The sequence below is a fragment of the Bacillus timonensis genome (genome assembly GCF_004799755.1).
Classification (GTDB): domain Bacteria; phylum Bacillota; class Bacilli; order Bacillales; family Bacillaceae_L; genus Ferdinandcohnia; species Ferdinandcohnia timonensis_A.
In genome coordinates this window covers 1-24,233 of record NZ_SLUB01000056.1, presented here as the reverse complement: position 1 = coordinate 24,233, position 24,233 = coordinate 1, and the positions used below count along the sequence as shown (strand labels likewise).

Sequence of the window (24,233 nt, the reverse complement as noted above, 5' to 3'; positions counted from 1 at the left end):
TATTAGCTCCGGTTTCCCGAAGTTATCCCAGTCTTACAGGCAGGTTGCCCACGTGTTACTCACCCGTCCGCCGCTAACCTTTGGGAGCAAGCTCCCTCAGGTTCGCTCGACTTGCATGTATTAGGCACGCCGCCAGCGTTCATCCTGAGCCAGGATCAAACTCTCCAATAAGAGTATTGATTGCTTAAAATACCTTCGATACTTTTCACAAAATACGAAGAAGCATTTCAAGAAGCAAAGATCTTGCTCAATAAGTTTGTTACTTAGAATTAACGTTGACGCTTGTATTGTGTTCAGTTTTCAAAGAACTTTTTAGTTCGTCGCCCATAAGCGACTTTTCTAATATAACATTTTCACTTTAGAGTGTCAAATACTTTTTGTAAAAAAGTTTTTGTTTCTCACTCATTAAACATGTCACTTGTTTTGGCGACAAGATTTAATATAACATCTCTTATGTCCTTTTACAAGACCTTTTTTTAAAAAAATTAAGAAACAAAAAAATAATATCTCTCTCTATTAATTCAGCTTTTAAGAGATAAGATTATTATACAAGAAATAGTTTCCTTATGAAATATTTTAATCAATATAATATTTTTCAAGAAATGTCTCTATTATTTTAATCATATTTGCTAGATTTACTCATATATTTTATTAAAAGAAATTTGGAAGGGGGAAAAGTCTTGTTTTTTGAGTTTCTGCAAGCCGTTGGCATGTTTTTATCATTAGCAATGTGTTTATTTTTATTTTCATTCGTTTATATAGAGGGTTTAAGAATAAGTAATAATGAAGGAAGAATTGAAGGAAGTACTTTCATTACCTTTGTTTCGTCTATTGTTATGGCCTTCGTTTTTAGTTTCTTTGCTAGTTCATTTTATTAAAGTGATATTCCTATTACAGTACTGACAATCCATTAATGGTTGTCAGTTTTTTATTTTTTTAAAACTTTTTTACTTTAATGTGAAAGAAATTGATGTCTTAATCGTCTATTTATATAAAGGGAAGTACAAAGGGGGTACGGCGCTTGACACAGGTTAGTCAAATTGAGAAATGGTTTTATGAGTATGGGGATGATGTTTATAGCTTCCTTATTTACTACACTGGGTCAATTGACGTTGATGATTATGTTCAGGAGGTATTTTTGAAGGCGATCCGATCATTCCCTACCTTTGAGGAACGGTCGAACCCTAAGACATGGTTACTTGCGATTGCAAGGAATTTAGTAATTGATAAAAATCGTCGAAAGGGACTGATTAAATTTCAAGCTTTTGACCTATTTGGAAATAGACATATTCAAACTGATCCATCTAATCCGGAGAGAACTCTCCTTTTAGACGAAGTTCTTTCTGATATACACGATACAATCATTCGCTTAAAACAATCTTATAAAGATGTTCTTGTATCAAGATTAATTTTAGAACTAAGTGTTGAAGAAACAGCTTCCGTTTTAGGCTGGTCTACTAAAAAAGTTTCATTGACTTACCATCGTGCTATTAAAGCTTTACAGAAAAATCTTAACTCTATCAACGAAGGAGAGGAAAAAGACTATGAAGAATACTTACCCAAATAAATCATTTCCAAAATTTCAATTAAATCATGCACAGAGAACCCGTATAGTTCATCAGATCAGAACAAGGAAAGCTAAGAAAGAGAACAGTTTTTCTTCTAGCAGATTCATTATGCCATTCCTATCAGGTGTGGTTATTTTATTACTTGTATTTGGGATTGGAACATACTCTTATTATTCCATTTTTAAAAAGGAGCTCTTACATGCAGATCACGTCTCATCATTTATAATCGATCTTCCAAATGAAATTATTATAGAGGAACAAGGGAATTCACATGTTTTTCTAAAAAACGGGACAGAGGTTGGTGGAGTAAAGACTATCAACAATGAAACAAAACAGCAACTTTTGTCTCAGTCAGGTATATTTGAGGATGATGTGTTGGAAGATTTTCATGAACCTACTCAACGAGTCCTTTTCCATGTTAAACAAATGTACGCCATTCAAACTGTCCATTATTTCATTCAACCCCATGATCAAGAGGTCATCTATGATTTGTATTTTCACGCAAATACCCCCGGCTATTTCGGAGGTTCGGATTTCCAAGCAGACTTAAAGATTATTCACGAAATAGCAAAGACATTTCGAATTAACTAGACCTACAATGAAACATTTCACGACCTTCATACATTTTTGTATGAATTGTACTAACATATCCCTCGTATTTTAGTAATTCATTATTTTCCTCCTTTACATGCATTATTTGGTAAAAGTTGAAAATACTACACCTATGAATATAATGGCTTGGAGGAAGAGGAATGAAGAAGTTTATACTAGTTGGGGTACTTTTTTTATTCCAGCTTGCGTATTTGTCTGTTGATGTGTTTGCGGAGGTTACCACAGAGGATTTAAAGAAATATACAACACAGACCGGTTTAACTGAAGATGATCTTGAGAATTACCTGGCAGTTTATGATTTGTCTTTAAAGGATTTTGAAAATGTAAATGAGCTGGTTTCCTATTTAGGTGAGCCTGTTAACAATGAGACCATTCAGACTCTTTTAACAAAACATAATCTAAATGAAGATGAATTACATCATATCTTGGGCGGTTTTGGGGAGTCAGTAGAAGATTATTTATTCATTAAAGATCTTGACACAACAGTTGATTTCTATCTAAATCACGCCGAGGTATTGGTTGAAGCTGAGCGGATGCTTTCTGAGGTTGGGCTTACAGAAGACGAGATTGATGGTTTATTTCTTCATTTTTTAAGCCTAAATGATATAAATCTTGAAGAGAAAATGAGATCAATCAGCTCTAATTTAGAGCAGTACTTTTCCTATAATAATTCAGAAGAATTATCATCTGAGCAGCAAAAAGAGCTTCTTGTAATGTATGATAACATGATTGAAGTTTTTGAGCTCCAACCAAGATACTATCTATTAAAGGATGGCGTTCGGGAAGCTATTACTTATAATAAGCTACTTGAAATGAACTCACTTGATGGGGCGGAACTGCTTGTTGAACTATATCGCGCTAATGATGAATACCTGCTCGATTTAAAGGTTTCTGAGGAAATGCTAGCTACTGATTTTATCATCGAACGCGGTGAAAAACTTCTAACGGTCGCTACACTTGCTACGGAAATGAGTATTAAGGTTCAGGGAAATAAACTTCCCATTACTGCTAGTCCATTTTCGAACCTTCTATTAATAGGGACATTGTTTATATTCCTTGGTATCGGTGCTGTATTAGTGACTCGAAAATATGCTTAAAAAAAGCCAGGTCTACGTTGATAGACTTGGCTTTGCTTTTTTATCCAACACTTTGTTCTGATACAGTTACCCTTTGTTTTTTCTTTCGTTGGCCTAAGGAGTACAGCCAAATCCCAATCACAATAATGACTCCACCAATAATCTGAGTTTGGATGATTTTTTCTGAAAGTATAAAATAGGCTAGAATAGCTGCTCCTACAGGTTCAAATAGAATACTAACCGAAATGGTTGACGTGCTCACCCATTTTAATGACCAATTGAAAAGGTTATGACCAAGTAAAGTTGGGACGATTGCTAAAAGTAAAAAGTACATCCAATCTTGACCAGCGTATCCTCCTAGTGGATAGTTAAAAATCACTACATATAAGAACAAAGTGATCGTACTTATGCTATACACAACAAATGTATATGTAACAAGTGTTAATCGTTTACGAACAGTTTGCCCAAAAAGAAGATAGGCTGTAACCATCACACACGAAATAATGGCTAAGAAGTCACCGAATAATGCACTCCCACTAATACGGAAGTCACCCCAACTAATGATGATACTTCCACCTAAAGCCAAACAAGTACTAAGTAAGGCTCCTACACTTATTTTTTCTTTAAACAAAAAATAAGTTCCGATGAAAGCAAAAACAGGCTGCATCGTTACTAATACAGTTGAACTTGTTACGGATGTGTAGTTAAGCGATTCAAACCAAAGGATAAAATGGAGAGCTAGAAAAACACCTGAGATTGTGGAAAAAAGCCAATCTCTTTTTGTAATGACCCGTAGTTCTTTTCGATATTTCCATAAAAAAACAGGAAGCATTAGTAGGACTGTAAAAAACAGCCGATAGAAAGCAATGACCGGTGCGGGTGCATTTGCTAATTTCACAAAAATGGCCGATGTCGATACTGCAACGACACCAATTGCCAACACGAAGTATGGATTTATTTTTGGTTGATTCATGTTAGTCCCTTCATTTCAAATATAATCTTATATAGTATATAAGATAAATACATAAAAAGGATAGAAGAAAATTCTACCCTTTTTTATCGTAAGGAAACCTCACCCGTTTGCTGATAATTTTTTATGTCATAGGCAGAAATCAAAGTCGGTGAGATGGCATACAGTGTGTCACCGATTGTAAGCAGACGTTGTATCTCTCCCTCCCACGTTTCATATAGTCCTGTATCGTGTGATAATTTTGCTTTCAAATCAATTCCTTCCAAATGGATATCGTAAACATACGCACCCTGAAATTCAAATTTTTGCTCATACATTTTCCCTTCTAAATTTTGATAAACAGTGATCGGAAAGGCAAAAATTCCTTTTTCCTTATTAAATAAAAGGGCTTTATGGTCATAATTTAATGGGGAATATGTCCCGCGCCCACCAATGACTTCAGTAATCTTCTCCTTTGGGTTATTTACATCACGAATATCAAATAACGAAATTTTAAGACCATCTGTATAAACCATAGGCTCACTATTACTTGTTTTATTATCAGCAACAACCTTTGTGTCTTGTCCAAAGCCAATCACATGGTTTTCGTCAAATGGATGAAGGTAGTTGCTAAAGCCCGGGATTTTAAGTTCTCCAAGTACTTTTGGTGCTTTTGGATTACTAGCATCAATGACAAACAACGGATCCACTTGTTTGAAGGTGACGATGTATATACGTTCACCCATGAACCGCGTTGAATAGATTCGCTCTCCTCGTGCTAAATCACTTAATGATCCAATTTGCTCTAAATTCTCATCATAAATATATAAATTGTTTGAAGATGGTTTAATAGTATTCCATGTATCCCCTTTCGTTGTCGCTACTCGGAAGGTTCCATTGAATTCGTCCATGGAAAATTGATTTAAAATGGTTCCCGGTACTTCAGTTGAACTATGGAATTCGACTTTGTCCCCTTCCACTGAAAATTTGTAGACATTTGTATTTGGGGAATCTGAACCACCCTCCCTAAATGGAATCGCATAATAATTTGCAACCGCAATATAGATGTTCTCTTTTGACATATACATTTGATTCCCACTACCTAAATAGGAGGTAATGGAAACTTCTTTTTTAGGATCATCCAAGTCAAAAGCCGCAATCAGCGTAAAGTTAGTCTCTTTTGAACCAGGAATATATTGAATTTTCTCATAGGGCACCAAAGTACTCTCCACACTAGTTGCTGAATCAGAGAAACTAGGTCTTAGGTCAATATCCTCTTCTTTGGTTTCTTCCATAATCCAATAATTCGGGTAGTGGTTAGCAACCAAATAAACAAAGTTATCAATTCTCCGTGAGGTCACATGGTTCCCTTCAACTTCTACCCTTCGGATTTCCTCAGGATTTTTGGGGTCCTTAATATCATAAACAATCGCTGTTGTTGCTTCAAAATATCTAGGCGGATAGATCATTGAACGTTGATTTTGTTTTTTATCCGGCGTACTATCATGAAATGAGTAACCAATCACAACTAGTTTGTTTTCATACAAGAACATTTGGTTCGGTGAAAATGAGTGAGAGTATGGTATGGTTGTGAGTAATTGCATTTTTTGTGCAGGTGCAACTTTAATGATATTTAGTTTCCCATCGATGATTTGATAAATATGTTCTCCATCCGTTTTTACGATATCTGCTTCATCGACACCTAGAACCTGAGTATTCGTCTCCGAATGCTCGTTTTCACCTTTTGCCGCACTATCGGCTGCAGCAGATTCTGTTGACATTGACATTTCCTGTTGTGCAGTATCTCTCCCGAAAAAACTAAACCTTCGATTACGTTTTTCTTCTTTAATGGCATCCTGGAATATTTCTGTTAGCTTTTCTTTAGTAACTGGTTGTATCTCTGTATCCATTTGGCTTACAACCGCCGGCTTTGAAGTAGTAAAGATAGCTGTCATAGCAGTTATCACAATGACCGAAGCTACATAAAAAATCCATCTTTTCTTCATTCATTTCACCCCTTTTCCACTTAGACGAATACTGGTAAGAAATGTTACAAAGAAAAACGGAAGCGCCTTGCTAAGCCCCGACAAGCATAAGAAAAGCCGGCGAGAAGGATGCTCTTTATCTTTTTTGACGGATTGGCTTATGACCTCGAGTAGATAGGCGCTGTATCTAGACTAATAAAGATAAGCCCTCTATATAGAAGGCTCGCCAGCAATTGCATATTGGTTTAATAATAGTTCAAATGTACGCAGCATTTTTACAATTTGCTTATCTTCATGGTTGCTTAAACACGAGATTTGAATCCATTTCTTTTCTTGTAAATAGCTACTTTCATAATGAAGATAATATCCTTGTAGTGCCATATCATCTCCAAAATCCTTTGAAGATACATGTTCTGGCAAAAGAATCGTCATAATTGCGGGTGATGAATATTCAGGCGGTGTTAATACCTGCAGACCAAGACCTTCAATATACTCACGAATCATCTTGTATCTTGCTTTAATTTTGTGATAATAATCATCATTTTCGTATTTTCGAAGTGCTTCATTTAAAGCTTCAATCATGTTAGAGGAATGTGAATAAGGAATACTGTCGTGATTTACATACATTCCGAGATCAAGATATTTTGGAATGGACGGGTTTGCTGTGACTTCATGATTATGGAAGACTAATGATAATCCCGTATATCCACCAATTGCTTTTCCACTCACTCCCGATGCAAAATAGACATCCTCCAAATCCAGTTTAACTGCTCCGACCGTACTGATACAATCAAGACAGAGTTTCACCTTGTTGGAAAGACAGATTTCCTTTAAATTCTGGAAGTTTGTAAGCATTCCCGTGGAAGTTTCACTATGAACAGCCCAAAGCCAAGTATAATTACCCGTTTCAAGTTCTTCTTTAATCTCTGTTTCAGTGATAGGTGCCCCCCAAACTTTTTCTATCTTTTTAAAAGCTAATCCCGCTCGATTGGCATGGTCAATGAGCCTTGAACCGAACTCCCCATTATTTAAGATTAAGCCTTTTCCACCGATAACACCAAGCTGAGCAGCAATTACATCATTCGCAAGAGTCCCCGAGCCTACTAATATTTCCACATGCTTTGAGTTTGTCATACTACGAAGTTTCTCTCTCACAGACCTCATTTGTAATAAAAATTCATTTGAACGATGTGAAATGGGCTCTTGCTTAAGTGCCGCATTCACATTTTCATGAATTTTAATGGGACCAGGCAAAAAGCTAACCGGTTCCTTTAGAATTCTTCCAGCCAACGACTCATCAAAAGTTTGTTTCGTTAAATACATGGGCCAAAACGACGCTTCCGCAGTTCCAGTTAAAGAAGCAAATGGCATAAATCCTAGCTGTCGATACAATTTTTCTTGTCTGGTTGTTCCAGAAATCAACGCTACATCATAGCCTTCTTTTAAGCAATAATTGGACATTAGCTGGGCCAGCCCAAAAAAGATCCTTCCATTACTACGATATTCTTCTTCAACTGATAGTAATCGAATTTCACAAGGTTTATTCGGTTTTACTGGTAATTGTTCATCAAGATTAGGTAACTTATAATCAAGGGAGAACGGTCTGTTGGCTCTTACAGCAATCATTCCAACCACTTTCGAATCTTTTACACAGATTAAATATGTATTTTGATCATGAAATTTATCCACTAACATTTTTTCTTCATTTTTATCATGCTGAGGAATTTCTTCAACAAAGGTTTTATAGTTTAAACGATGAATTTGATCAAACTCCAGTTTTGTCCGAGCAATTTTATAGACAAATGTCATGATGGGATCACTCCACTTATTTAATTTTTTCTTTCCCTAGTCTTTCTTTTAAATTATCTCGGTGTGCAAATAGTAAAAAAGCGATTACAATAAAAATCAGGACACATTCAAGGAGGGAATAATCCATAAACCAATAAATAAATGGAATCGTAAAAAAGGCGGTCATCCCTGCTAGCGTGAAACTTCTCGAAAATGCTAATAAAAGGAGAAAGATTCCACCAAACACTAGAAATGGCTGATATGCTAATACAACGAGGCCACCCGCAGCTGTGGCAATTCCTTTTCCACCTTTAAATTTAAGCGTAATCGGCCAAATATGTCCGACGACAACAGCGATCAGAGATAGAATCTGAAATTCAAAGGAAAATCCGAGGTATTTAGCACCCAAAACAACAAGCACCCCTTTTAACACATCACCTAAGGCTGTAAGCAGAAATCCTTTCTTTCCTAGTAATCTACCAGCATTTCTAGCTCCAACATTTCCACTTCCGAGTTTTCGGATATCTTCACCTTTCATAAACTTCATTACTACATAGGCAGACATCATATTTCCAACAAAATATGAGGCTAGTACATATAAAAAAATCACGAGTTCACCACCATTTTAGGTTTAATCAAATTTTACCATTTTTTCAGTCTGTTAACATTTAAAATATTGTACTGCCTTAATCCTTTTTTACTATAAATATATGAACATTGGGGTATACTCATGCAAAAAGGATGTAAAATGATTGTCTATTAAAAAGGCTCATGATATAATTTGGTTACTTTCATACGGGGTTGTAGCTCAGGGGGAGAGCATTTGCCTGGCAGGCAAGGGGTCGTGGGTTCGATTCCCATCAACTCCACTAAATAAAAGTCACTTCTAGTTCAACTAGGGTGGCTTTTTTCTTGTATGTGCAGCATATCCTTTGAGACCATTTATTTTAAAATAAATTACATACACTAAACAAAACGTTATCTACTAGGGGGAAAAAACGGTGCAATATTTATGTCGAAAAAGGTTGTCGTAAATAGTCGGAATCTTTTGTTAAAAGTTGGTTGATTACTAGTTTCAAAATGTTACCATAGTATTGTAGGCGTTTCCACATCGCCTGTATTACTAGTTTTATAAAAAAAAGGAGGAAAAAAATGAGCCAATTAATTTTTGCATTACGAGAAAAGGTTGAGTCATTTTTAAACGGGACAAAGAAGCTTTATATCAATGGAGAATTTGTTGAAAGTGCTTCTGGGAAAACTTTCGAATCCTATAATCCTGCGACAGGTGAGGTATTGGCAACTGTAAGTGAAGCAGGTCCAGAGGATATTGATCGTGCTGTAAAAGCAGCCCGAAAAGCTTTTGATGAAGGTCCTTGGCAAAAAATGACTGCAGCCCAAAGAAGCCGTATCATGTATAAACTGGCAGATTTGATGGAGCTACATAAAGATGAGCTAGCACAATTGGAAACATTGGATAATGGTAAACCGATTCGTGAAACGTCAAATGCAGATATTCCTCTAGCAATTGAACATATGCGTTACTATGCAGGATGGTCAACAAAAATCGTAGGACAAACAATCCCTGTAAATGGACCATTCTTTAACTATACTCGCCATGAAGCTGTTGGTGTTGTGGGACAAATCATTCCATGGAACTTCCCACTATTAATGGCAATGTGGAAGCTTGGGGCAGCTCTTGCAACTGGTTGTACAGTTGTATTAAAGCCAGCAGAACAAACACCTCTCTCTGCATTATATTTAGCTGAACTAATGGAAGAGGCTGGATTCCCAGCAGGTGTTGTGAATATCGTTCCTGGCTTTGGTGAAACAGCAGGTCAACCACTAGTAGATCATCCATTGGTTGATAAGATTGCGTTCACAGGTTCAACAGAAGTTGGAAAAAGCATTATGGAAAGAGCCTCCAAAACATTAAAACGGGTGACATTAGAATTAGGTGGAAAATCGCCAAATATTATTTTACCGGATGCTGATCTTTCAAAAGCCATTCCTGGTGCATTAAATGGGGTTATGTTTAACCAAGGTCAGGTGTGCTGTGCTGGTTCACGTGTCTTTATACAAAAGAAACAATTTGATAATGTTGTTGCGGACATGGCAAGCCATGCTGAAAAGATTAAACAAGGGGCTGGTCTTCACGCTGATACTGAAATTGGACCACTTGTTTCGATTGAACAACAAAATCGCGTTTTAGGATATATTGAAAAAGGACTTAACGAAGGGGCAGAACTAGTAGTGGGTGGTCAAAAACCATACGAAGAAGGCTATTTCGTGTCTCCAACAATCTTCGCAAACGTAAAAGATGAAATGACAATCGCGAAAGAGGAAATCTTTGGTCCTGTTATTTCGGCCATGCCATATGATGACCTTGATGAACTAATTGCTCGTGCAAACAATTCGGAATATGGTCTTGCTGCAGGTGTGTGGACGCAAGATGTAGGAAAAGCACATTATATTGCAAATAATTTACGTGCGGGAACTGTATGGGTGAACTGCTATAATGCATTTGACGCAGCTTCTCCGTTCGGTGGATACAAGCAATCAGGTATTGGTCGTGAAATGGGATCCTATGCCTTAAACAACTACACAGAAGTAAAGAGTGTTTGGGTTGCGATGAATTAATAAGAAAAGCGCAAGCGCCTTGAAGTGGAACATCGACTAAGTACCGCCACGTCCTGTGGCAAACGTCGATGTCAGCACATCATGTGCAAGTCCGACAAGCACAAGACGAGACAGCGAGAAGGTCGCTCTTTGACCTTCTTGATGGATTGGCTTGTGACCTCGAGGGGCTAGGCGCTGAAGCTAGACATAGAAAGAAAGAAGGCGAGAACCTGTAGATGGTTCTCGCCTTTATCGTTTAAAAAGTAGTCGAATTTTGTTTTTGGGCTTGTGGTGTCGGCAAATTGACCTTATTTATTAGATCGATGATCCTTGAGCTAATAAATTGACTTACCAGCGCAAAAATAATGATTTTCCAATCTACTACGATTCCAGTTGTTAACAAAATCGTTCCATTAATCGCAAACAACGTTTTTCCTGGTGAATATCCTTTAAGTTTTGAAATAATTAACGCTAATATATCCATTCCGCCTGAAGAGGCTCCCATGCGAAATAAAATCCCTATTCCCACTCCAAAAATAACAGAGCCAACAAGTAAATCAACAACTACATTCGAAACAGGCTCTATGATGAATGGAGTAAGGAGTCGAATTGTGATTGCTGTAACTGTGACACAATACAATGTCCAAATGGCAGTTCCCTTTCCAAGCCACTTAATTGCTGCAAATAAAAGGCCAGCATTTAGCACCCAGAGTGTACGATCAAAAGGAATACCCGCTACATAATTGAACAAAACTGCAACACTCGCCGCTCCTCCTGTTGGAATAAAATGCGGAAATAGAAAAGTTGCCATTGCGAATCCTTGAATCATTGCTGCAATTCCAAGTATTAAACCTTTGTTCATTATTTTCATGAAATCTAGCTCCTAGTCATATCCTTGCGATTCTATCACAATGGTACCATTACTTTTCTAAGTAAAACAGTATTTTATTCTCCATCATATCTTGCGAGTAACTCATACGGCCTCACTTTAAACGCTTCATATGGCGCATAATCTCCTATTAGTGCATCCAGAACACGTGGTTTAAACTTTGGCCTTTTAATATATTCATTCATATTTGATTCATCTAATTTCACAAAAGCTACTTCCTTTGTCTCCGTGGAGGTTGTGAGATTTCCACCTACAGACTCACCACGAAAGACAATTGAAACTGTGCTTCCATTTGAATAAATACCTGTTACACCATGAAGTGTTATTTGAATTCCCGTTTCTTCAAGAACTTCCCTACAAAGTGCCTTGTCTAATGTCTCCCCTTCATCAACAGCTCCCCCAGGTAGCTCCCAGGTATCGGATCGCCAGTAGGTCTTAACCAATAATGTTTCTTGATTTTGATTTGTTATAAAACCACTGACACTAACCGTATGCTTTGGTGATTCGTAAGTACCTGTTGGAGATAAGAAATCCTCCTTACACTCCAAGTACGTTTTTTGAAATTCTTCTCCTACTTTTTCCTTTTGAACCCTCTTTTCAATCTTCAAATACTCGTCCATATTTGGATACTCCCAAATCGACAATATTTCCTCATTGGATTCATTTTGCCATTGTCCAATTAGTTTGGCTCCATTCTTTATGTGGATTGGGATAAAGTGATCATTTAAAAAGTGAGCACATTGAGAAGCTTGATTAGGTTTAACCCGGTATGTGATTCTTTTATAAAACATACAATTCATCCCTTTCGACGTAGATAATGTATCATACGCGAAGGGTTTTAATATGTTTGGACGGGATATTTTCCCAAAATAAAAAGGCCTGCTTTACCCTATTATAATGGTAAGCAGACCTTTTTTATTTTGATTAGTCTTTCCAAATGATTTCACCCGATTTTGTTTGAGGATCGATTTCAACTTCGAAATCGTGTTTTTCATAAAAATAAACGAGGCGGTCTACGTGATCCCAGTCTCTTTGTGCTATATCACCTTTAATGACAGGAATGTTTTGTTCACGTGCGATCTCCTTTAAATGGTTCATGCAGATTGAACCATATCCTTGGTTTGCAGGTCCTTTAATGTCACCGATATGGATCGCATTATCCTCATCCTTGTACTGAGCATGAAGTGAAAAGTCCCATTTACCTCGATAGGCTGAATCACAATCATTCACCATGATTTGGCATTGGTTTCCATCATCAAAGGCTGAGACGATTACCCATTTTTCATCTTTCGATTGGTCAATACCGATGATTTGATGTTTTTTTGAAATTTCTTTCATGTTATCCTGCATACGATAAAGCTGGAACTGCAATTCCTCTAAATCCTGTTTGACCTCTGACGGGCTCTTGTTCAGATCCTCTTTCATTAGCAAACTTTGAAAATACATCACAAACACCTTTCATTTTTTTTGCAAAAAGTAATTTATTTCCATTTATATGACAGAAATAGAAAATGTTTACGCATCTTACAGTAAACATACAGTTTCCGATTATACTAGACTCCTAACAAATTTGCAAATCGAGAGGTACTGTCATATTTTTATTAACTGTCCATAACAACTTTGTAACATTGCTGTCATTTTATTATGTTAGGCTAGGTTTCTAGTAGGAAAAAGGTCTTATGAAGGAGGTAGGATACTTTGAAAATCTCAACTCTTACAAAAAAGAAACCAGCTTTTCTCTATTTAATTGGGGTTCTATTTATTATGGGTACTAGCATTTTTGCTACGATGCATCATTCAAATGCGGAAACAATTGAAAAGAAAAACAATCCAGTACAAGAAATAAAGAAAGAAAAAATAGATCATCAAGAACAACAAACTCAACCTGTTGAAAGCAAACCCGTTCAAATGGCTTCGAAAAATTATAATGTGGAACAGGAAAATACCATTTCTGGTCCTGAACTGGACAAGCATTTAAAGGGGAATTTAAAAGGTCTTGGAACAGACTTTGTAAAATCAGGCGAAGAGCATGATATTGATCCTATCTTTTTGGCTGCATTAGCCGCACAGGAAACTGGTTGGGGGAATTCGGATATAGCAAGTTCCCCATGGAATAATATTGGGGGGATTACTTGTATGCCTGATATTTACGCAAATATCTTCGGCGAAGATTATCCAAACCCTGGTTGCGAACAATTAGTAGAAGGCGGAACCAATTGGCAAAAGTTTTTATCAATTGAGGATAGTATTCGCTTTAAGGCGATCTATTTAAAGCAATATTATGTAAAAAATGGGAATGAAACAATTGGTGAAATCCAAACCGTTTATGCTCCAAGTCAAGCAGCAAATGATGCCACTGGTTTAAATAATCACTGGGTAAAAAATATAGTATCCATCATGAACGATGTAAAAGCTGAACAAGCCTAACGAAGGTGCCACTATGGCGCCTTTTTATTTTGTATTTAAAAGTGAACTTTCTTATCATCTCATTCGTATTATCTGCAGAATATAAATGTGAATGAGGGTGTTAACAATGACAGAGTTTTTCATTTTTTGGATAGCCGCTTCGATTGGGGCAATCGCCGTTATGCCGTATCAATTTAAAATGCTGAAAGGGAAGATTGAAGAAGAAGCTAAAAAGAATCCAACCAAAAAGATTCCTCCCACTCCTGTGCTGATTCTAATTAGTATTCTACAAAGTGTTATACTTTTGGGAGTGTCAGCATTTATTGGGACCTGGTTGGCACCAAAGGTTGATTTACATTGGTGGTTAATTGATCAATGGTTAAATGGTACTGATGTGCCTTATTCCATTTCATGGACGATTCTATTGAGCGTGCTTGTCGGTGCCATTGTTTCAATTGTTATCATAGGTTTAGACTTTTTATTTATGAAAAGAATGCCCAAGGTTGATATGGATGAGCCTTCTAGATTTCAGGCGTTATTAGCTTCATTTTATGGAGGTATTTCAGAGGAAGTTTTAACCCGCTTATTCATAATGACGGGAGTAGTTTATGTATCATCTAGCCTTTTGGGTATAGGGAATGCTTCCTATTGGATCGGGATTCTGTTTGCCGCTCTTTTATTCGGGGTTGGACATTTACCAGCTGCCTTTGGACTTTTCGGAAAATCAAATCTTGTCGTGTGGCGTACAGTTTTATTAAATGCAATCCCAGGTATCCTATTTGGGTATTTATATTGGAAATATGGAATCGAAATGGCAATGATTGCTCACTTTACTGGCGATATTTTTTTACATGTCATTTTCGGTCCGACATTTAGAAAAAGAATGGAAAAGTAGCTCACGAGGTTTCGTGGGTTTTTTTAATTTGTTTGACACACCTATTATGACAAAACTAATACAATACAAAAAAGATAGTGGAAGGAGAACCACGATGTATTATTATGAGCCTTGGATGATGCGTTCGCAGCAAATTAGAAATAAGTATGGAAATCAACATAAATTGAAGGTCAATGGGGAAGGAATTGTCACAGCTACACCTACTTCTTCAACAATCACATTAGGTGTAATTACAGAAAGTAGTACGGTTTCGGCTGCTCAAAATGAAAATAGTCAAATCACGAATAAAGTCATTCAATCCCTCTTAGCGGCAGGTATCCCCAATGAACATATCAAAACAGTCGATTTTCGGATTGAAATCCTGTATGATTACGAAAACTCAAAGCAGACTCTGAAAGGCTATAAGGTTATACACATGCTGCAAATTTCAGATGTAGATATTCAAGCAACCGGTAGCATAGTTGATACGGCAGTTCAAAACGGAGCTAACACTGTTACTAGTATTCAATTTACAGTCTCGAATCCTCAGGTTTATTACGCAAAAGCGTTGGAAAATGCTATTAAGGATGCTCAGGGCAAAGCACGTACAATCGCTAATGAATTAGGGGTTCAGCTACAAGTAATCCCGCTTCATATTCAGGAACAATCACAACAATCTCCACCAATCCCATTCCAAACGGCGATGTTCGCAAAAAGTGAAGCCGCTACACCTATTCAGCCCGGAGAGCTAACGATTACGGCTAGGATTGAAGCGACTTTTACTTATACATTTTAGTTTTTTGGCAAATAGGCAGGTAATCCTGCCTTTATCTCATTTAAGGATTCTCACCAATGAATTTCATCAATTATTCTGCTTGGGTTTGTTCCTAAATAACCCCTTCAACTATTTGTGCATCTTTTGAAATAAGCTGAGCTGTATGCTCTTTAAACAATACCTTTGCAAAATCTTGTATATCTTCATAGTTTATTGAAGTCCACTTTTCTACCTGTCTTTCTGCGATTTTATTAAAAAAGTGTTTAGAAAACCGTTCGATAATAATAAATGCCGAATAGTTATGTGGGTTAACGTTATTTACAGCTTGAACCAGGAACTTCTCAAAGACTTCAAAGCTAGAGTAGTAAATAAGCTCCACAAGCTTTGCACGGTACTCTAAGTCTTTTCCATGTAATTTAGGAAATTGTATATAATCGCTATAATGTTGTGCCTCGTGTTTAAGGAATGATACCCGAAAAACGTCAGTTTCTAATTTGTCACGATAATTGGGAAAGATACAGTACAGCGCGTCTTTTTCTGCCCAACCACCAGCATATACCTCTCCAAAAGTGGCAAAGTGTAACCAACTTAGCATCAGAAAGTCATCCAAAAAACATACTTGAACCTCTTGTGTCGTATCAGGAAGGTCAACAGAATATCGCCTAATGTTCGTTGTTTTCCAAATAAAAGGACCATAATGTGGTGTAACTTTCCCACCTTTAAAACCAAAGCCCTTTTCATTAAAAATACCTTTTATGTTTTCTTCAGTTGATTTCATGTCAGCCCCTCTAAGATCAAGAGGCAAAAGACGATTTAACTGGTTTAATAAATCCGTCTCTGCAACAGAGCGTTCTTTCTTATTTGTCAAAACAACAACAAAATAATTACGATATGTATTCATTATATTTTCAACCCACGGATCTTCGTGGTAGATTTTAAAATTCGGATTTCCCTTAAAAAAGCGGTTATCATATTCCTCTTCCATCTTCAATTGCTCTTCTGTTTTATACTCAAGATTTTTTAAATACTCATATGTTTTAAACACACTACCTTCAACGCATTGAAGAAACACATTCTTCATTTTAATCCTCCTGACAGTGTACAGCTATTACAACTCATTATACATCTTAAACGATTATGAGACTGACTGACAAAAACCATACTTTCTAAATTTACAAATATAATTTTCGGGAAATGCAGGTTTATTGAAATTGAAGGAGAATTTAGAGATTAATTAACCATATAGCGAAATTAGAGGTAAAATTTTTTGTGCCTATCCCTTATACTATGGAGGTTTAGAATGAAGAAAATTGTCATGGTCTCACTTTTTATTTTCTTGTTATTAGCAGGGGGAATTATGATTATTAGTAGTGGTTATTTAAATACAGATCAAGATACCCTCAAATATGAGGGCCGTATTTATTCCAATATTACGGAACTTGATTGGTTTGAAAAAGAAAAAAGTAGCTATCCGAAAGGAAAAAGAATTGGGGAAATTAAAAGAAACTCAAAGTCTCCCCTGTTAATGCGGAATTTCTCCGCAACAAAATTGCCTAAAGGAACTACTTTGTATAATACAGCTGATGCAAAAGAAGGAATAACCCCACTCATAATTTTGGCTGAAACAGAAAGTGGCTCTATATTGTATTATAGATGGCTGCCTAAAGAGTAATCTAGTTTCCTTTCAGCCCATATTCGCGAACTTGTATTTTATTCAATGCCAATTAATCAATTTCAATTAAATCCCAGGATGTAATGATACCTAATGGTTTTTCATTGATTTGTCCGTTTTCCGTGATGATAATAGCTTCAAGTTTTTTTCCATGTGCATGACGTTTTTCAAACAGTTCTTCAACAGCAAAGATATCTTTATTTTCATCTACAAAATCGATTAGATGCTTTGTTTCATAAGAGATTACATCACTTACCCGAATATCTGTTAAATTGATACTATCTTGTGATAGATTCTCAGCCATCCATCTTAGAATAGCCCCGGAGGTCAGAATTCCAATACATGAGCCTTCTTTATAAACCGGAAACTTTGTATACGGATTGTTGTGAATCGCAAGGATTACGTCTCTAATTGAAGAATGATAATTAAAATAGACAACTGGATTACTCGAAATAGACAAGGCTGTAACTGGCTTTTCCAAAAGTTCTGCAATTTCTTCGATTCTTTGGACCACATCTTCGTGCGGCTCTGCAATATAGAAATCAGCACGTAATTTTTCATGAACAATCGCATTTCGAAGCTTAGCAAACTGAAAAAGCTCATCCTTATACGAACGGATAATAGCATGCCTTTTTGCACCATGTGCAACTAATTGACTGAAAATATTCCCTTGCACATTCCTAACCATCTTACTTAACGCTTTATGAATTCGATTAAAAGCAATCTCAAAGCGTTCTGATAAATCTATTTCAACAGTTTCCACTTTATAACCCTCCTACTCTTCTATTATTATATTTTATTAATGAGTAGAGTTGGAGGTAAATTGTATAAAAAAACAGCCAAATGGCTGTTTTTTCATTATTATTTTTTTGCTTCTTTATCCACAACAAGATCAAAATACAATTGCCTTAGAATATAGGTTTTGTAAGTTTCTAGTTTTTTACGTTCAACTGGATGTTGATGAATACCTTTTTCTTTTAGTTGTTTAACATACCAACCCTTTGATCCCGGGTAAGCCATATTCCATTCCCCCTCTTTTTTTCGCTTGTCCTAAATGTATGCTAGTAACTGAAAAAGAATGACTCATAGAATGAATCGATTCTATGAAAAAATTAAAATAAATGTGTAACCTATTTTGAAATTACGCGTCTAATTGTATGAAGTTTTCATTTCTCTCTTGCCTCTAATTACTCTCTCATAATTAGAGGCGTTTTTTTCACGTCTCCCCTATTATTTATATATCGTAAAAGGTCCCTAGGATTTCCTAGGGACCTTTTCCTTTGTATGAAACGTTACATATTACAAATAATAAGGAAATGAGGTGACCTACGTGAAAAAGGAGACAATTAGTTGGGTGCTAACTGGATTTGTAATCGTTTTTTTCCTATGCTCCTTCTTTTACTTCAGTTCTGATATTTTCGCCAAATTTATTAGTGGTTTTTGGGATTAAAAAAGCTCCCCTGCATTAAAATGGGAGCTTTTGCTTTTACAATTCTTCTAATTCGGCTACTGGAACGATATTTTTTTCATGCTCCTGACCTCTTAGATGTACTGTGCACATATTCCCTTGTTCATCGCAGCTGTCGATCCATACCGAGGTTCCTTGATAATGAACAGTTACTTCATTTGAAGAAGATAATATTTGCTTTGCTCTCCGAATATCCATCTTTCTCACTCCATTTGTAATTTCTTTCCTTCCCATAGTTTCCGACTCCATAGGAATTTTATGCAAAAATTAGTAAGGATTTGAACACACTAAAAGGAAAGCATGAAGGTAGAGGAGTGTAGGTATGAAGCTTAATGAAAATGAGAAAAAAGCACTGAGTGATTCCATTGATAAATTAAATGAAGGTTTAGATGTTGTCATTCAGCTTTACAACGAAGCAGAAGAAGATAAACCCCTAATCCAATTTGATGAAGAAGTCATAAATGCCATCGAAAAGGCAAAACAAACCTTTGGAGATGAAGAAATTACTCGAAGAATTAATACGATTATTAAAGAGATATTTGCTTTCCTCCCAAAAGATGAAAAAAAATAAAAACATCAAAACATCATCTTTTCGAAAGGGGTCATTTAGTTGATATCCAGTATTTTGTCTTCTTTTTTTAAGCGCTTTTTGATTGCAAAGCTAATCGGGATTGTCTTATTGGTCATCATCATTTTTGGCGCCATCATCCACTTAATCGAACCCGAGAACTTCCCAACTGTTTTTGATGGGGTTTGGTGGGCAATCGTGACCGCAGCAACGGTTGGATACGGAGATTATGCGCCAACCTCCTTCTTTGGAAGAATAGTAGGTATGTTACTTATCTTTATCGGTGCTGGGATTGTAACAAGATATTTTGCTGCCATTTCGACTTCAACCTTCGTTACACAAAATGCTTATCTTGAAGGAACTTCCGGATTTCATGGTAAAAAACATATTATCATCATCGGTTGGAATGAGCGTGTACGAGAAACCATTTCACTACTTAAAACTCCTGGATCAATCCTTGAAATTCTGTTAATTGATGATTCATTAGAAAAAAACCCGATGCCAGGCAATCATTTTCATTTTATTAAAGGAGATCCAACCCGTGATGAGACATTAAAACAAGCAAATATTCAAGATGCAGAAATGGTCCTTGTGACAGCTGACCAAGGTAAAGATGAAGTACACGCTGACATGATTACAATCCTTACGTTATTGGCTATAAAAGGACTAAATCCCACTGTATATACGATTGTCGAAATCCTTACTACACACCAGATCCAAAATGCAAAGCGTGGCGGGGCTGACGAAATTATCCAAACGAATCGAATTTCGAGTTTAGTCATGGTGAATAGCCTCTTATCACACGGAGTATCTGATGCATTACTCTCAATGTTAGTGGATTTAAAAGGGGTAAAATTGCAGTTCTTGGATGCTACCTTTGATTTAATTGGGATGACCTTCCAAAAGGCGAGTGAGACCTTATTAAAAGAAGGTAAAATTTTAATTGGGATAAAGCGGAACGAAGGAATAACCATTAACCCTCCACTATCTCTTGAAATACGGAAAAACGATCAAATCTTGATTTTAAAAAGCTAAAAGGGATTCCACACACGGGAATCCCTTTTTATAATGTTATAGTCGTTTTTCTAGTTCAGCCTTCTTCTCTTCGTATCCAGGCTTACCTAGTAATGCAAACATATTGACTTTGTATGCTTCAACACCAGGTTGGTCGAATGGATTGACACCGAGTAAATAGCCGCTCATTGCACATGCTTTTTCAAAGAAATACACAAGATATCCAAATGAATACTCGTCCATTTCTGGTACATGAACAATTAGATTTGGTACGCCACCGTCAGTATGCGCAAGCATTGTACCTTCAAATGCTTTCTTATTTACAAAATCAACGGATTTACCAGCTAGGTAATTTAATCCGTCAAGATCGTTCTCTTCTGCCTCTACAATCAGTTCATGACGAGATTTTTCAATGTTAATCACAGTTTCAAACAAATCACGACGACCTTCTTGTACATATTGTCCAAGAGAATGAAGATCTGTTGAGAAGTTGGCAGATGATGGGTAAATCCCCTTTTGGTCTTTCCCTTCACTCTCACCGAATAATTGCTTCCACCATTCAGAGAAATATTGAAGACCTGGCTCATAGTTGATAAGCATTTCAATTGTTTTTCCTTTGTTGTAAAGAGCATTACGGACTGCAGCATATTGGTAAGCAGGGTTTTCTTCAAGCTCTGATTTAGAGAAATCAACACTTGCTGCTTGTGCACCCTTCATCATCTCTTCGATATTCGCACCAGTAACCGCAATTGGGAGTAAACCAACAGCAGTTAACACAGAATAACGGCCACCCACATCATCTGGAATGACGAATGATTCATAGCCTTCTTCAGTTGCTAATGTTTTCAATGCGCCACGAGCTTTATCTGTAGTTGCAAAAATACGGCCACGTGCTTCTTCTTTTCCGTATTTTTCAATTAACATTTTTCTAAAGATACGGAATGCTAGGGCTGGTTCAGTTGTTGTACCAGATTTAGAAATAACGTTGATTGAATAATCTTTTCCTTCTAGTAAATCCATTAGGTCTTTCATATACGTTGAGCTAATGTTATTTCCAACAAATACGATTTGTGGTGTTTTTCGTTGCTCTTTTGGTAATGCATTATAGAAGGAGTGGTTTAACCAATCAATTGCCGCTTTTGCTCCTAGGTAAGAGCCACCAATTCCAATAACAAGTAAGATATCAGAATCTGATTTGATTTTCTCAGCACTCTTTTGAATGCGTGAAAACTCTTCTTTATCATATTCAGAAGGAAGGTCTACCCATCCTAAGAAATCGCTACCTGCTCCTGTTTTTTCATGTATGGAATGGTGAGCGACCTTGACCGCATCACGCAGATATGTAATTTCATGTTCTCCAAAAAAAGTTAAAGCTTTTGAATAATCAAAACGAACATGTGTCATTTGTTATACCTCCACCCTTGTATTTTCAAAGTCTCTTTCACTGTACCCAAACTTTTCCGCAAAATCAATACTACTGACTTAGTGTAAGCGTGACCAAATAAATTTTTCAAAAAAAATAGCTCACACAGGTAGTATGAGCCTTTTTGTTCGAATATAGGAATGTTTTTTTTGCAATTATAGAGATGCCCGTAAAATTTCAAGGGAATCTTGTTTATTAAGTACTTTAAAGCGGCCAAATTCTCCGTAAACAACTGTTTTTTCAGCCATTAGTTCAAGATTTTCTTCACCAATGCCGTAGTCAGCAAGTTTTGACGGTGCTCCGATGCTGCTCCAGAATTCTCTTAGTTTTTCGATACCTTCTAGAGCCACTTCTCGATCCGTTTTTCCTTCTGTATCGACATTAAATACACGAACGGCTAATTGTTTGAAGCGACCTACATTTTCATCTAGTACATGCTTCATCCAATTTGGGAATATAATCGCAAGACCACCACCATGTGGAATATCATATACAGCAGATACTGCATGCTCAATATTGTGTGTTGCCCAATCTCCGTTATATCCCATGTTTAACATCTTGTTTAAAGCAAGTGTCCCATTAAGCATAATGGTTGCTCTGTGATCATAGTTTTGAAGGTCATTGATTAACTTTGGTGCTGTTTCAATCACCGTGCGTAGAATGGATTCACACCACTGATCCTGTGTTAATGTATTTGGAACGTGATGGAAATAATGTTCTAACACATGTGACATCATATCCACCATGCCATAGACAGTTTGATCTTTTGGTAATGAAAAAGTATTCACCGGATCTAAAATAGAGAACTTAGGAAATACCGCTGGACTTCCCCATCCGTATTTTTCATTGGTTTCCCAATTTGTAATAACAGAGCCTGAATTCATTTCTGAACCAGTCGCAGCAATTGTCAACACGGTTCCTAATGGAAGAGCATCAGTCGCTACTGCTTTACGAGACATGAAATCCCATACGTCTCCATCGTATTTTGCTCCAGCTGCAATTGCTTTCGTACAATCAATGACACTGCCGCCACCAACTGCAAGAATAAATTCAATTCCTTCCTGACGGCATATATCAATGCCTTTTCGGACTGTTGATAAACGAGGATTTGGTTCAACTCCTGGAAGTTCGTGAACTTCTGCTCCAATTTCTGCTAGAAGAGCAATTACTTGGTCATATAAGCCATTTCTTTTAATGCTTCCCCCACCGTAAACAAGCAACACCTTTTTGCCGTATTGTGGAATTTCGTTCTTCAACTCCTGGACCTGTCCTTTTCCGAATATAAGCTTCGTTGGGTTATAGTATGTAAAGTTTTCCATTATACTCGCCTCCAGTAAAAAATTATGCCATATCACTCTGTTTTGTAAATAGTCTCTTATAGATTTGACATTTTCAGTCAAGTGCATGTAAAAAAAGAGACAATTTCAATAATCGTCTCTTCTCTCATTGTTGTTATTAGTTAAAATTAGATTGTTCAATCCACTCTTCAAGCTTATCCTTTAACGTGTTGAAACCTTGTTGTGAATCAGAACTAGCTTGTTGTGCTTGTGCCGGACGTTTTTTCGGCTTAGCCGTTCTTTGCGCTACTGGCTTTTCTGGCGCCTCTTGAGTTGCACGAATAGATAGTCCAATTTTGCCTGCTGCTTCATCAATTGACAAAATCTTAACTTCTACTTCGTCACCAACTTTAACATGCTCATTAATATCTTTAACGAAGCCATGAGTTACTTCTGAAATATGAACCAAACCTTGTGTATTTTCATCTAATGCAACAAATGCACCATAAGGTTGTATTCCGGTAATTTTACCTTTAACAACACTACCAACTTCAAATTTTTCTGCCATGCTACCCAACTCCTAAAACTTTAATTTATTCACATTTTTAGAGGATGTTCAAAAACTTGGTCAAAAATGACGTGTCGAATTTCTGAGTTGGCTTGCTAATTGAGTTCTTCACGTATTATCCGGATACGCTGGTACTCTAAACTAAGCCACCTTGAAATACTCCGTCCTTTTTCACCCTCCTTATTGAACTTCACACTTTTATATACGCAATAAAAAATTATAACACAAAATGGTCAGAAATTCAAAAATGTTTCTTTTTACATTCATTAGAGTTGCCATTATGGATTGAAATTATGAAGTAGGAAATAATTATCATTGTCAAGAGAAGATTTTGTAGTTGTTTAAAAAAGGAGATGTAGGGGTAAACTAGTTTCAAAGGCTTTCTAGTATTCCCCCTTTTGTATGTTGGGGCTGTCCAAAAAGTCATTGAAAAGTGACTTTTGAGGACAGCCCCTCATTTTTTATATTTATTGGGTCAACTAAAACTAGGTTGTTGATTTCCGCTGCAGGTACTCGCTTTCCGCGGGCGGTCCCGGAGCCTCCTCGTCGCAAGCTCCTGCGGGGTCTCCCCTGGCCACGCTTTGCCCGCAGGAGTCTCGTACCTTCCGCTCCAATCAACAAGGTTACAAGATTCAGTAGTCTTTACACCAAAATTTTTTAAAAAAACGCACAAAAAAATCATCCTTTTTAGTAAAATGAAGTTAC

At 36.7% G+C, this 24,233-nt stretch carries 25 protein-coding genes, 1 tRNA gene and 1 rRNA gene; 12 read left to right on the top strand and 15 right to left on the bottom strand.

Annotated features, from left to right (window positions below; translation table 11 throughout):
* Positions 1–171, bottom strand: a 16S ribosomal RNA gene (locus E1I69_RS20335); the annotation flags it as partial.
* An 850-nt stretch (positions 172–1,021) separates the two neighbouring features.
* On the opposite strand from E1I69_RS20335, the gene E1I69_RS20330 reads away from it, so the two are divergent.
* The 3 genes from E1I69_RS20330 (at position 1,022) to E1I69_RS20320 (ending at position 3,277) form a co-directional block, all read left to right on the top strand.
* Positions 1,022–1,567, top strand: coding sequence for an RNA polymerase sigma factor (locus E1I69_RS20330; protein WP_136381379.1), 546 nt, complete (start codon positions 1,022–1,024; stop codon positions 1,565–1,567).
* The gene (locus tag E1I69_RS20325; protein WP_136381378.1) at positions 1,545–2,159 is read left to right on the top strand and encodes a hypothetical protein; all 615 of its coding nucleotides are present in this window, start codon (positions 1,545–1,547) and stop codon (positions 2,157–2,159) included. Before E1I69_RS20330 ends, E1I69_RS20325 begins: the two co-directional genes overlap by 23 nt.
* Before the next feature lie 161 nt (positions 2,160–2,320).
* Positions 2,321–3,277 carry a processed acidic surface protein gene (locus tag E1I69_RS20320; RefSeq protein WP_136381377.1) on the top strand — a complete coding sequence of 319 codons (957 nt, stop codon included), beginning with the start codon at positions 2,321–2,323 and terminating at the stop codon, positions 3,275–3,277.
* Positions 3,278–3,317: 40 nt separating this feature from the next.
* Here E1I69_RS20320 and E1I69_RS20315 read toward each other — a convergent pair whose 3' ends face one another.
* The 4 genes from E1I69_RS20315 to plsY all read right to left on the bottom strand — a co-directional run bounded on the left by E1I69_RS20315 (position 3,318) and on the right by plsY (position 8,588).
* Positions 3,318–4,229, bottom strand: coding sequence for a DMT family transporter (locus E1I69_RS20315; protein ID WP_136381376.1), 912 nt, complete (start codon positions 4,227–4,229; stop codon positions 3,318–3,320).
* Positions 4,230–4,312: 83 nt separating this feature from the next.
* Positions 4,313–6,211 carry a beta-propeller domain-containing protein gene (locus E1I69_RS20310; RefSeq protein ID WP_136381375.1) on the bottom strand — a complete coding sequence of 633 codons (1,899 nt, stop codon included), beginning with the start codon at positions 6,209–6,211 and terminating at the stop codon, positions 4,313–4,315.
* A 189-nt stretch (positions 6,212–6,400) separates the two neighbouring features.
* Complete coding sequence (locus tag E1I69_RS20305) at positions 6,401–7,999, bottom strand: aminotransferase class V-fold PLP-dependent enzyme (protein WP_136381374.1); 1,599 nt, start codon at positions 7,997–7,999, stop codon at positions 6,401–6,403.
* A 16-nt stretch (positions 8,000–8,015) separates the two neighbouring features.
* Positions 8,016–8,588 (bottom strand): glycerol-3-phosphate 1-O-acyltransferase PlsY, encoded by a 573-nt coding sequence (plsY, locus tag E1I69_RS20300; protein ID WP_136381373.1) that lies wholly within the window; start codon positions 8,586–8,588, stop codon positions 8,016–8,018.
* Positions 8,589–8,775: 187 nt separating this feature from the next.
* Between plsY and E1I69_RS20295 the strand changes: the two genes are divergently transcribed.
* From E1I69_RS20295 to E1I69_RS24490, 3 genes are all read left to right on the top strand, one after another.
* Positions 8,776–8,847: transfer RNA gene (locus E1I69_RS20295), tRNA-Ala, on the top strand.
* Between the two features lie 283 nt (positions 8,848–9,130).
* Positions 9,131–10,615, top strand: coding sequence for an aldehyde dehydrogenase family protein (locus E1I69_RS20290; RefSeq protein ID WP_136381372.1), 1,485 nt, complete (start codon positions 9,131–9,133; stop codon positions 10,613–10,615).
* 68 nt (positions 10,616–10,683) lie between these two features.
* A complete protein-coding gene (locus E1I69_RS24490) occupies positions 10,684–10,830 on the top strand; it encodes a hypothetical protein (RefSeq protein ID WP_154670424.1) in 147 nt (48 codons plus the stop codon).
* A gap of 20 nt (positions 10,831–10,850) precedes the next feature.
* Here E1I69_RS24490 and E1I69_RS20285 read toward each other — a convergent pair whose 3' ends face one another.
* The 3 genes from E1I69_RS20285 to E1I69_RS20275 form a co-directional block, all read right to left on the bottom strand.
* Complete coding sequence (locus tag E1I69_RS20285) at positions 10,851–11,465, bottom strand: YitT family protein (RefSeq protein WP_136381371.1); 615 nt, start codon at positions 11,463–11,465, stop codon at positions 10,851–10,853.
* A 74-nt stretch (positions 11,466–11,539) separates the two neighbouring features.
* The gene (locus E1I69_RS20280; protein WP_136381370.1) at positions 11,540–12,274 is read right to left on the bottom strand and encodes an NUDIX domain-containing protein; all 735 of its coding nucleotides are present in this window, start codon (positions 12,272–12,274) and stop codon (positions 11,540–11,542) included.
* Positions 12,275–12,407: 133 nt separating this feature from the next.
* Complete coding sequence (locus tag E1I69_RS20275) at positions 12,408–12,908, bottom strand: hypothetical protein (RefSeq protein WP_431731896.1); 501 nt, start codon at positions 12,906–12,908, stop codon at positions 12,408–12,410.
* Between the two features lie 273 nt (positions 12,909–13,181).
* Between E1I69_RS20275 and E1I69_RS20270 the strand changes: the two genes are divergently transcribed.
* The 3 genes from E1I69_RS20270 (at position 13,182) to E1I69_RS20260 (ending at position 15,559) form a co-directional block, all read left to right on the top strand.
* Positions 13,182–13,910: a glucosaminidase domain-containing protein gene (locus tag E1I69_RS20270; RefSeq protein WP_136381368.1), complete on the top strand. Its 729-nt coding sequence runs from the start codon at positions 13,182–13,184 to the stop codon at positions 13,908–13,910.
* Positions 13,911–14,016: 106 nt separating this feature from the next.
* Complete coding sequence (locus tag E1I69_RS20265; RefSeq protein WP_136381367.1) at positions 14,017–14,784, top strand: CPBP family intramembrane glutamic endopeptidase; 768 nt, start codon at positions 14,017–14,019, stop codon at positions 14,782–14,784.
* A 94-nt stretch (positions 14,785–14,878) separates the two neighbouring features.
* The gene (locus E1I69_RS20260) at positions 14,879–15,559 is read left to right on the top strand and encodes an SIMPL domain-containing protein (RefSeq protein ID WP_161974947.1); all 681 of its coding nucleotides are present in this window, start codon (positions 14,879–14,881) and stop codon (positions 15,557–15,559) included.
* A gap of 91 nt (positions 15,560–15,650) precedes the next feature.
* On the opposite strand, the gene E1I69_RS20255 is transcribed toward E1I69_RS20260, so the two are convergent.
* A complete protein-coding gene (locus E1I69_RS20255) occupies positions 15,651–16,619 on the bottom strand; it encodes a hypothetical protein (protein ID WP_136381365.1) in 969 nt (322 codons plus the stop codon).
* A 219-nt stretch (positions 16,620–16,838) separates the two neighbouring features.
* Here E1I69_RS20255 and E1I69_RS20250 point away from each other — a divergent pair, with 219 nt between their 5' ends.
* On the top strand, positions 16,839–17,210 hold the full coding sequence (locus tag E1I69_RS20250; RefSeq protein ID WP_136381364.1) for a hypothetical protein: 372 nt from the start codon (positions 16,839–16,841) through the stop codon (positions 17,208–17,210).
* Positions 17,211–17,262: 52 nt separating this feature from the next.
* Here the strand turns inward: E1I69_RS20250 and E1I69_RS20245 are convergent, their stop codons facing one another.
* The 3 genes from E1I69_RS20245 to E1I69_RS20235 all read right to left on the bottom strand — a co-directional run bounded on the left by E1I69_RS20245 (position 17,263) and on the right by E1I69_RS20235 (position 18,912).
* Positions 17,263–17,973 (bottom strand): CBS domain-containing protein, encoded by a 711-nt coding sequence (locus E1I69_RS20245; protein WP_136381363.1) that lies wholly within the window; start codon positions 17,971–17,973, stop codon positions 17,263–17,265.
* A gap of 98 nt (positions 17,974–18,071) precedes the next feature.
* Positions 18,072–18,230 carry a DUF2639 domain-containing protein gene (locus E1I69_RS20240; protein WP_136381362.1) on the bottom strand — a complete coding sequence of 53 codons (159 nt, stop codon included), beginning with the start codon at positions 18,228–18,230 and terminating at the stop codon, positions 18,072–18,074.
* Between the two features lie 466 nt (positions 18,231–18,696).
* A complete protein-coding gene (locus E1I69_RS20235) occupies positions 18,697–18,912 on the bottom strand; it encodes an H-type small acid-soluble spore protein (protein WP_431731895.1) in 216 nt (71 codons plus the stop codon).
* 88 nt (positions 18,913–19,000) lie between these two features.
* Here E1I69_RS20235 and E1I69_RS20230 point away from each other — a divergent pair, with 88 nt between their 5' ends.
* On the top strand, positions 19,001–19,249 hold the full coding sequence (locus tag E1I69_RS20230) for an atypical membrane-integrating protein (Mistic protein) (protein ID WP_136381361.1): 249 nt from the start codon (positions 19,001–19,003) through the stop codon (positions 19,247–19,249).
* Positions 19,250–19,288: 39 nt separating this feature from the next.
* Complete coding sequence (locus E1I69_RS20225; protein WP_136381360.1) at positions 19,289–20,281, top strand: potassium channel family protein; 993 nt, start codon at positions 19,289–19,291, stop codon at positions 20,279–20,281.
* A gap of 36 nt (positions 20,282–20,317) precedes the next feature.
* On the opposite strand, the gene E1I69_RS20220 is transcribed toward E1I69_RS20225, so the two are convergent.
* The 3 genes from E1I69_RS20220 to yugI form a co-directional block, all read right to left on the bottom strand.
* Entirely contained in the window at positions 20,318–21,664 is a 1,347-nt protein-coding gene (locus E1I69_RS20220) for a glucose-6-phosphate isomerase (RefSeq protein WP_136381359.1), read from the bottom strand.
* A 174-nt stretch (positions 21,665–21,838) separates the two neighbouring features.
* Entirely contained in the window at positions 21,839–23,002 is a 1,164-nt protein-coding gene (locus E1I69_RS20215) for an iron-containing alcohol dehydrogenase (RefSeq protein ID WP_136381358.1), read from the bottom strand.
* A 136-nt stretch (positions 23,003–23,138) separates the two neighbouring features.
* Complete coding sequence (gene yugI / locus E1I69_RS20210) at positions 23,139–23,528, bottom strand: S1 domain-containing post-transcriptional regulator GSP13 (protein ID WP_136381357.1); 390 nt, start codon at positions 23,526–23,528, stop codon at positions 23,139–23,141.
* Positions 23,529–24,233 lie beyond the last annotated feature (705 nt).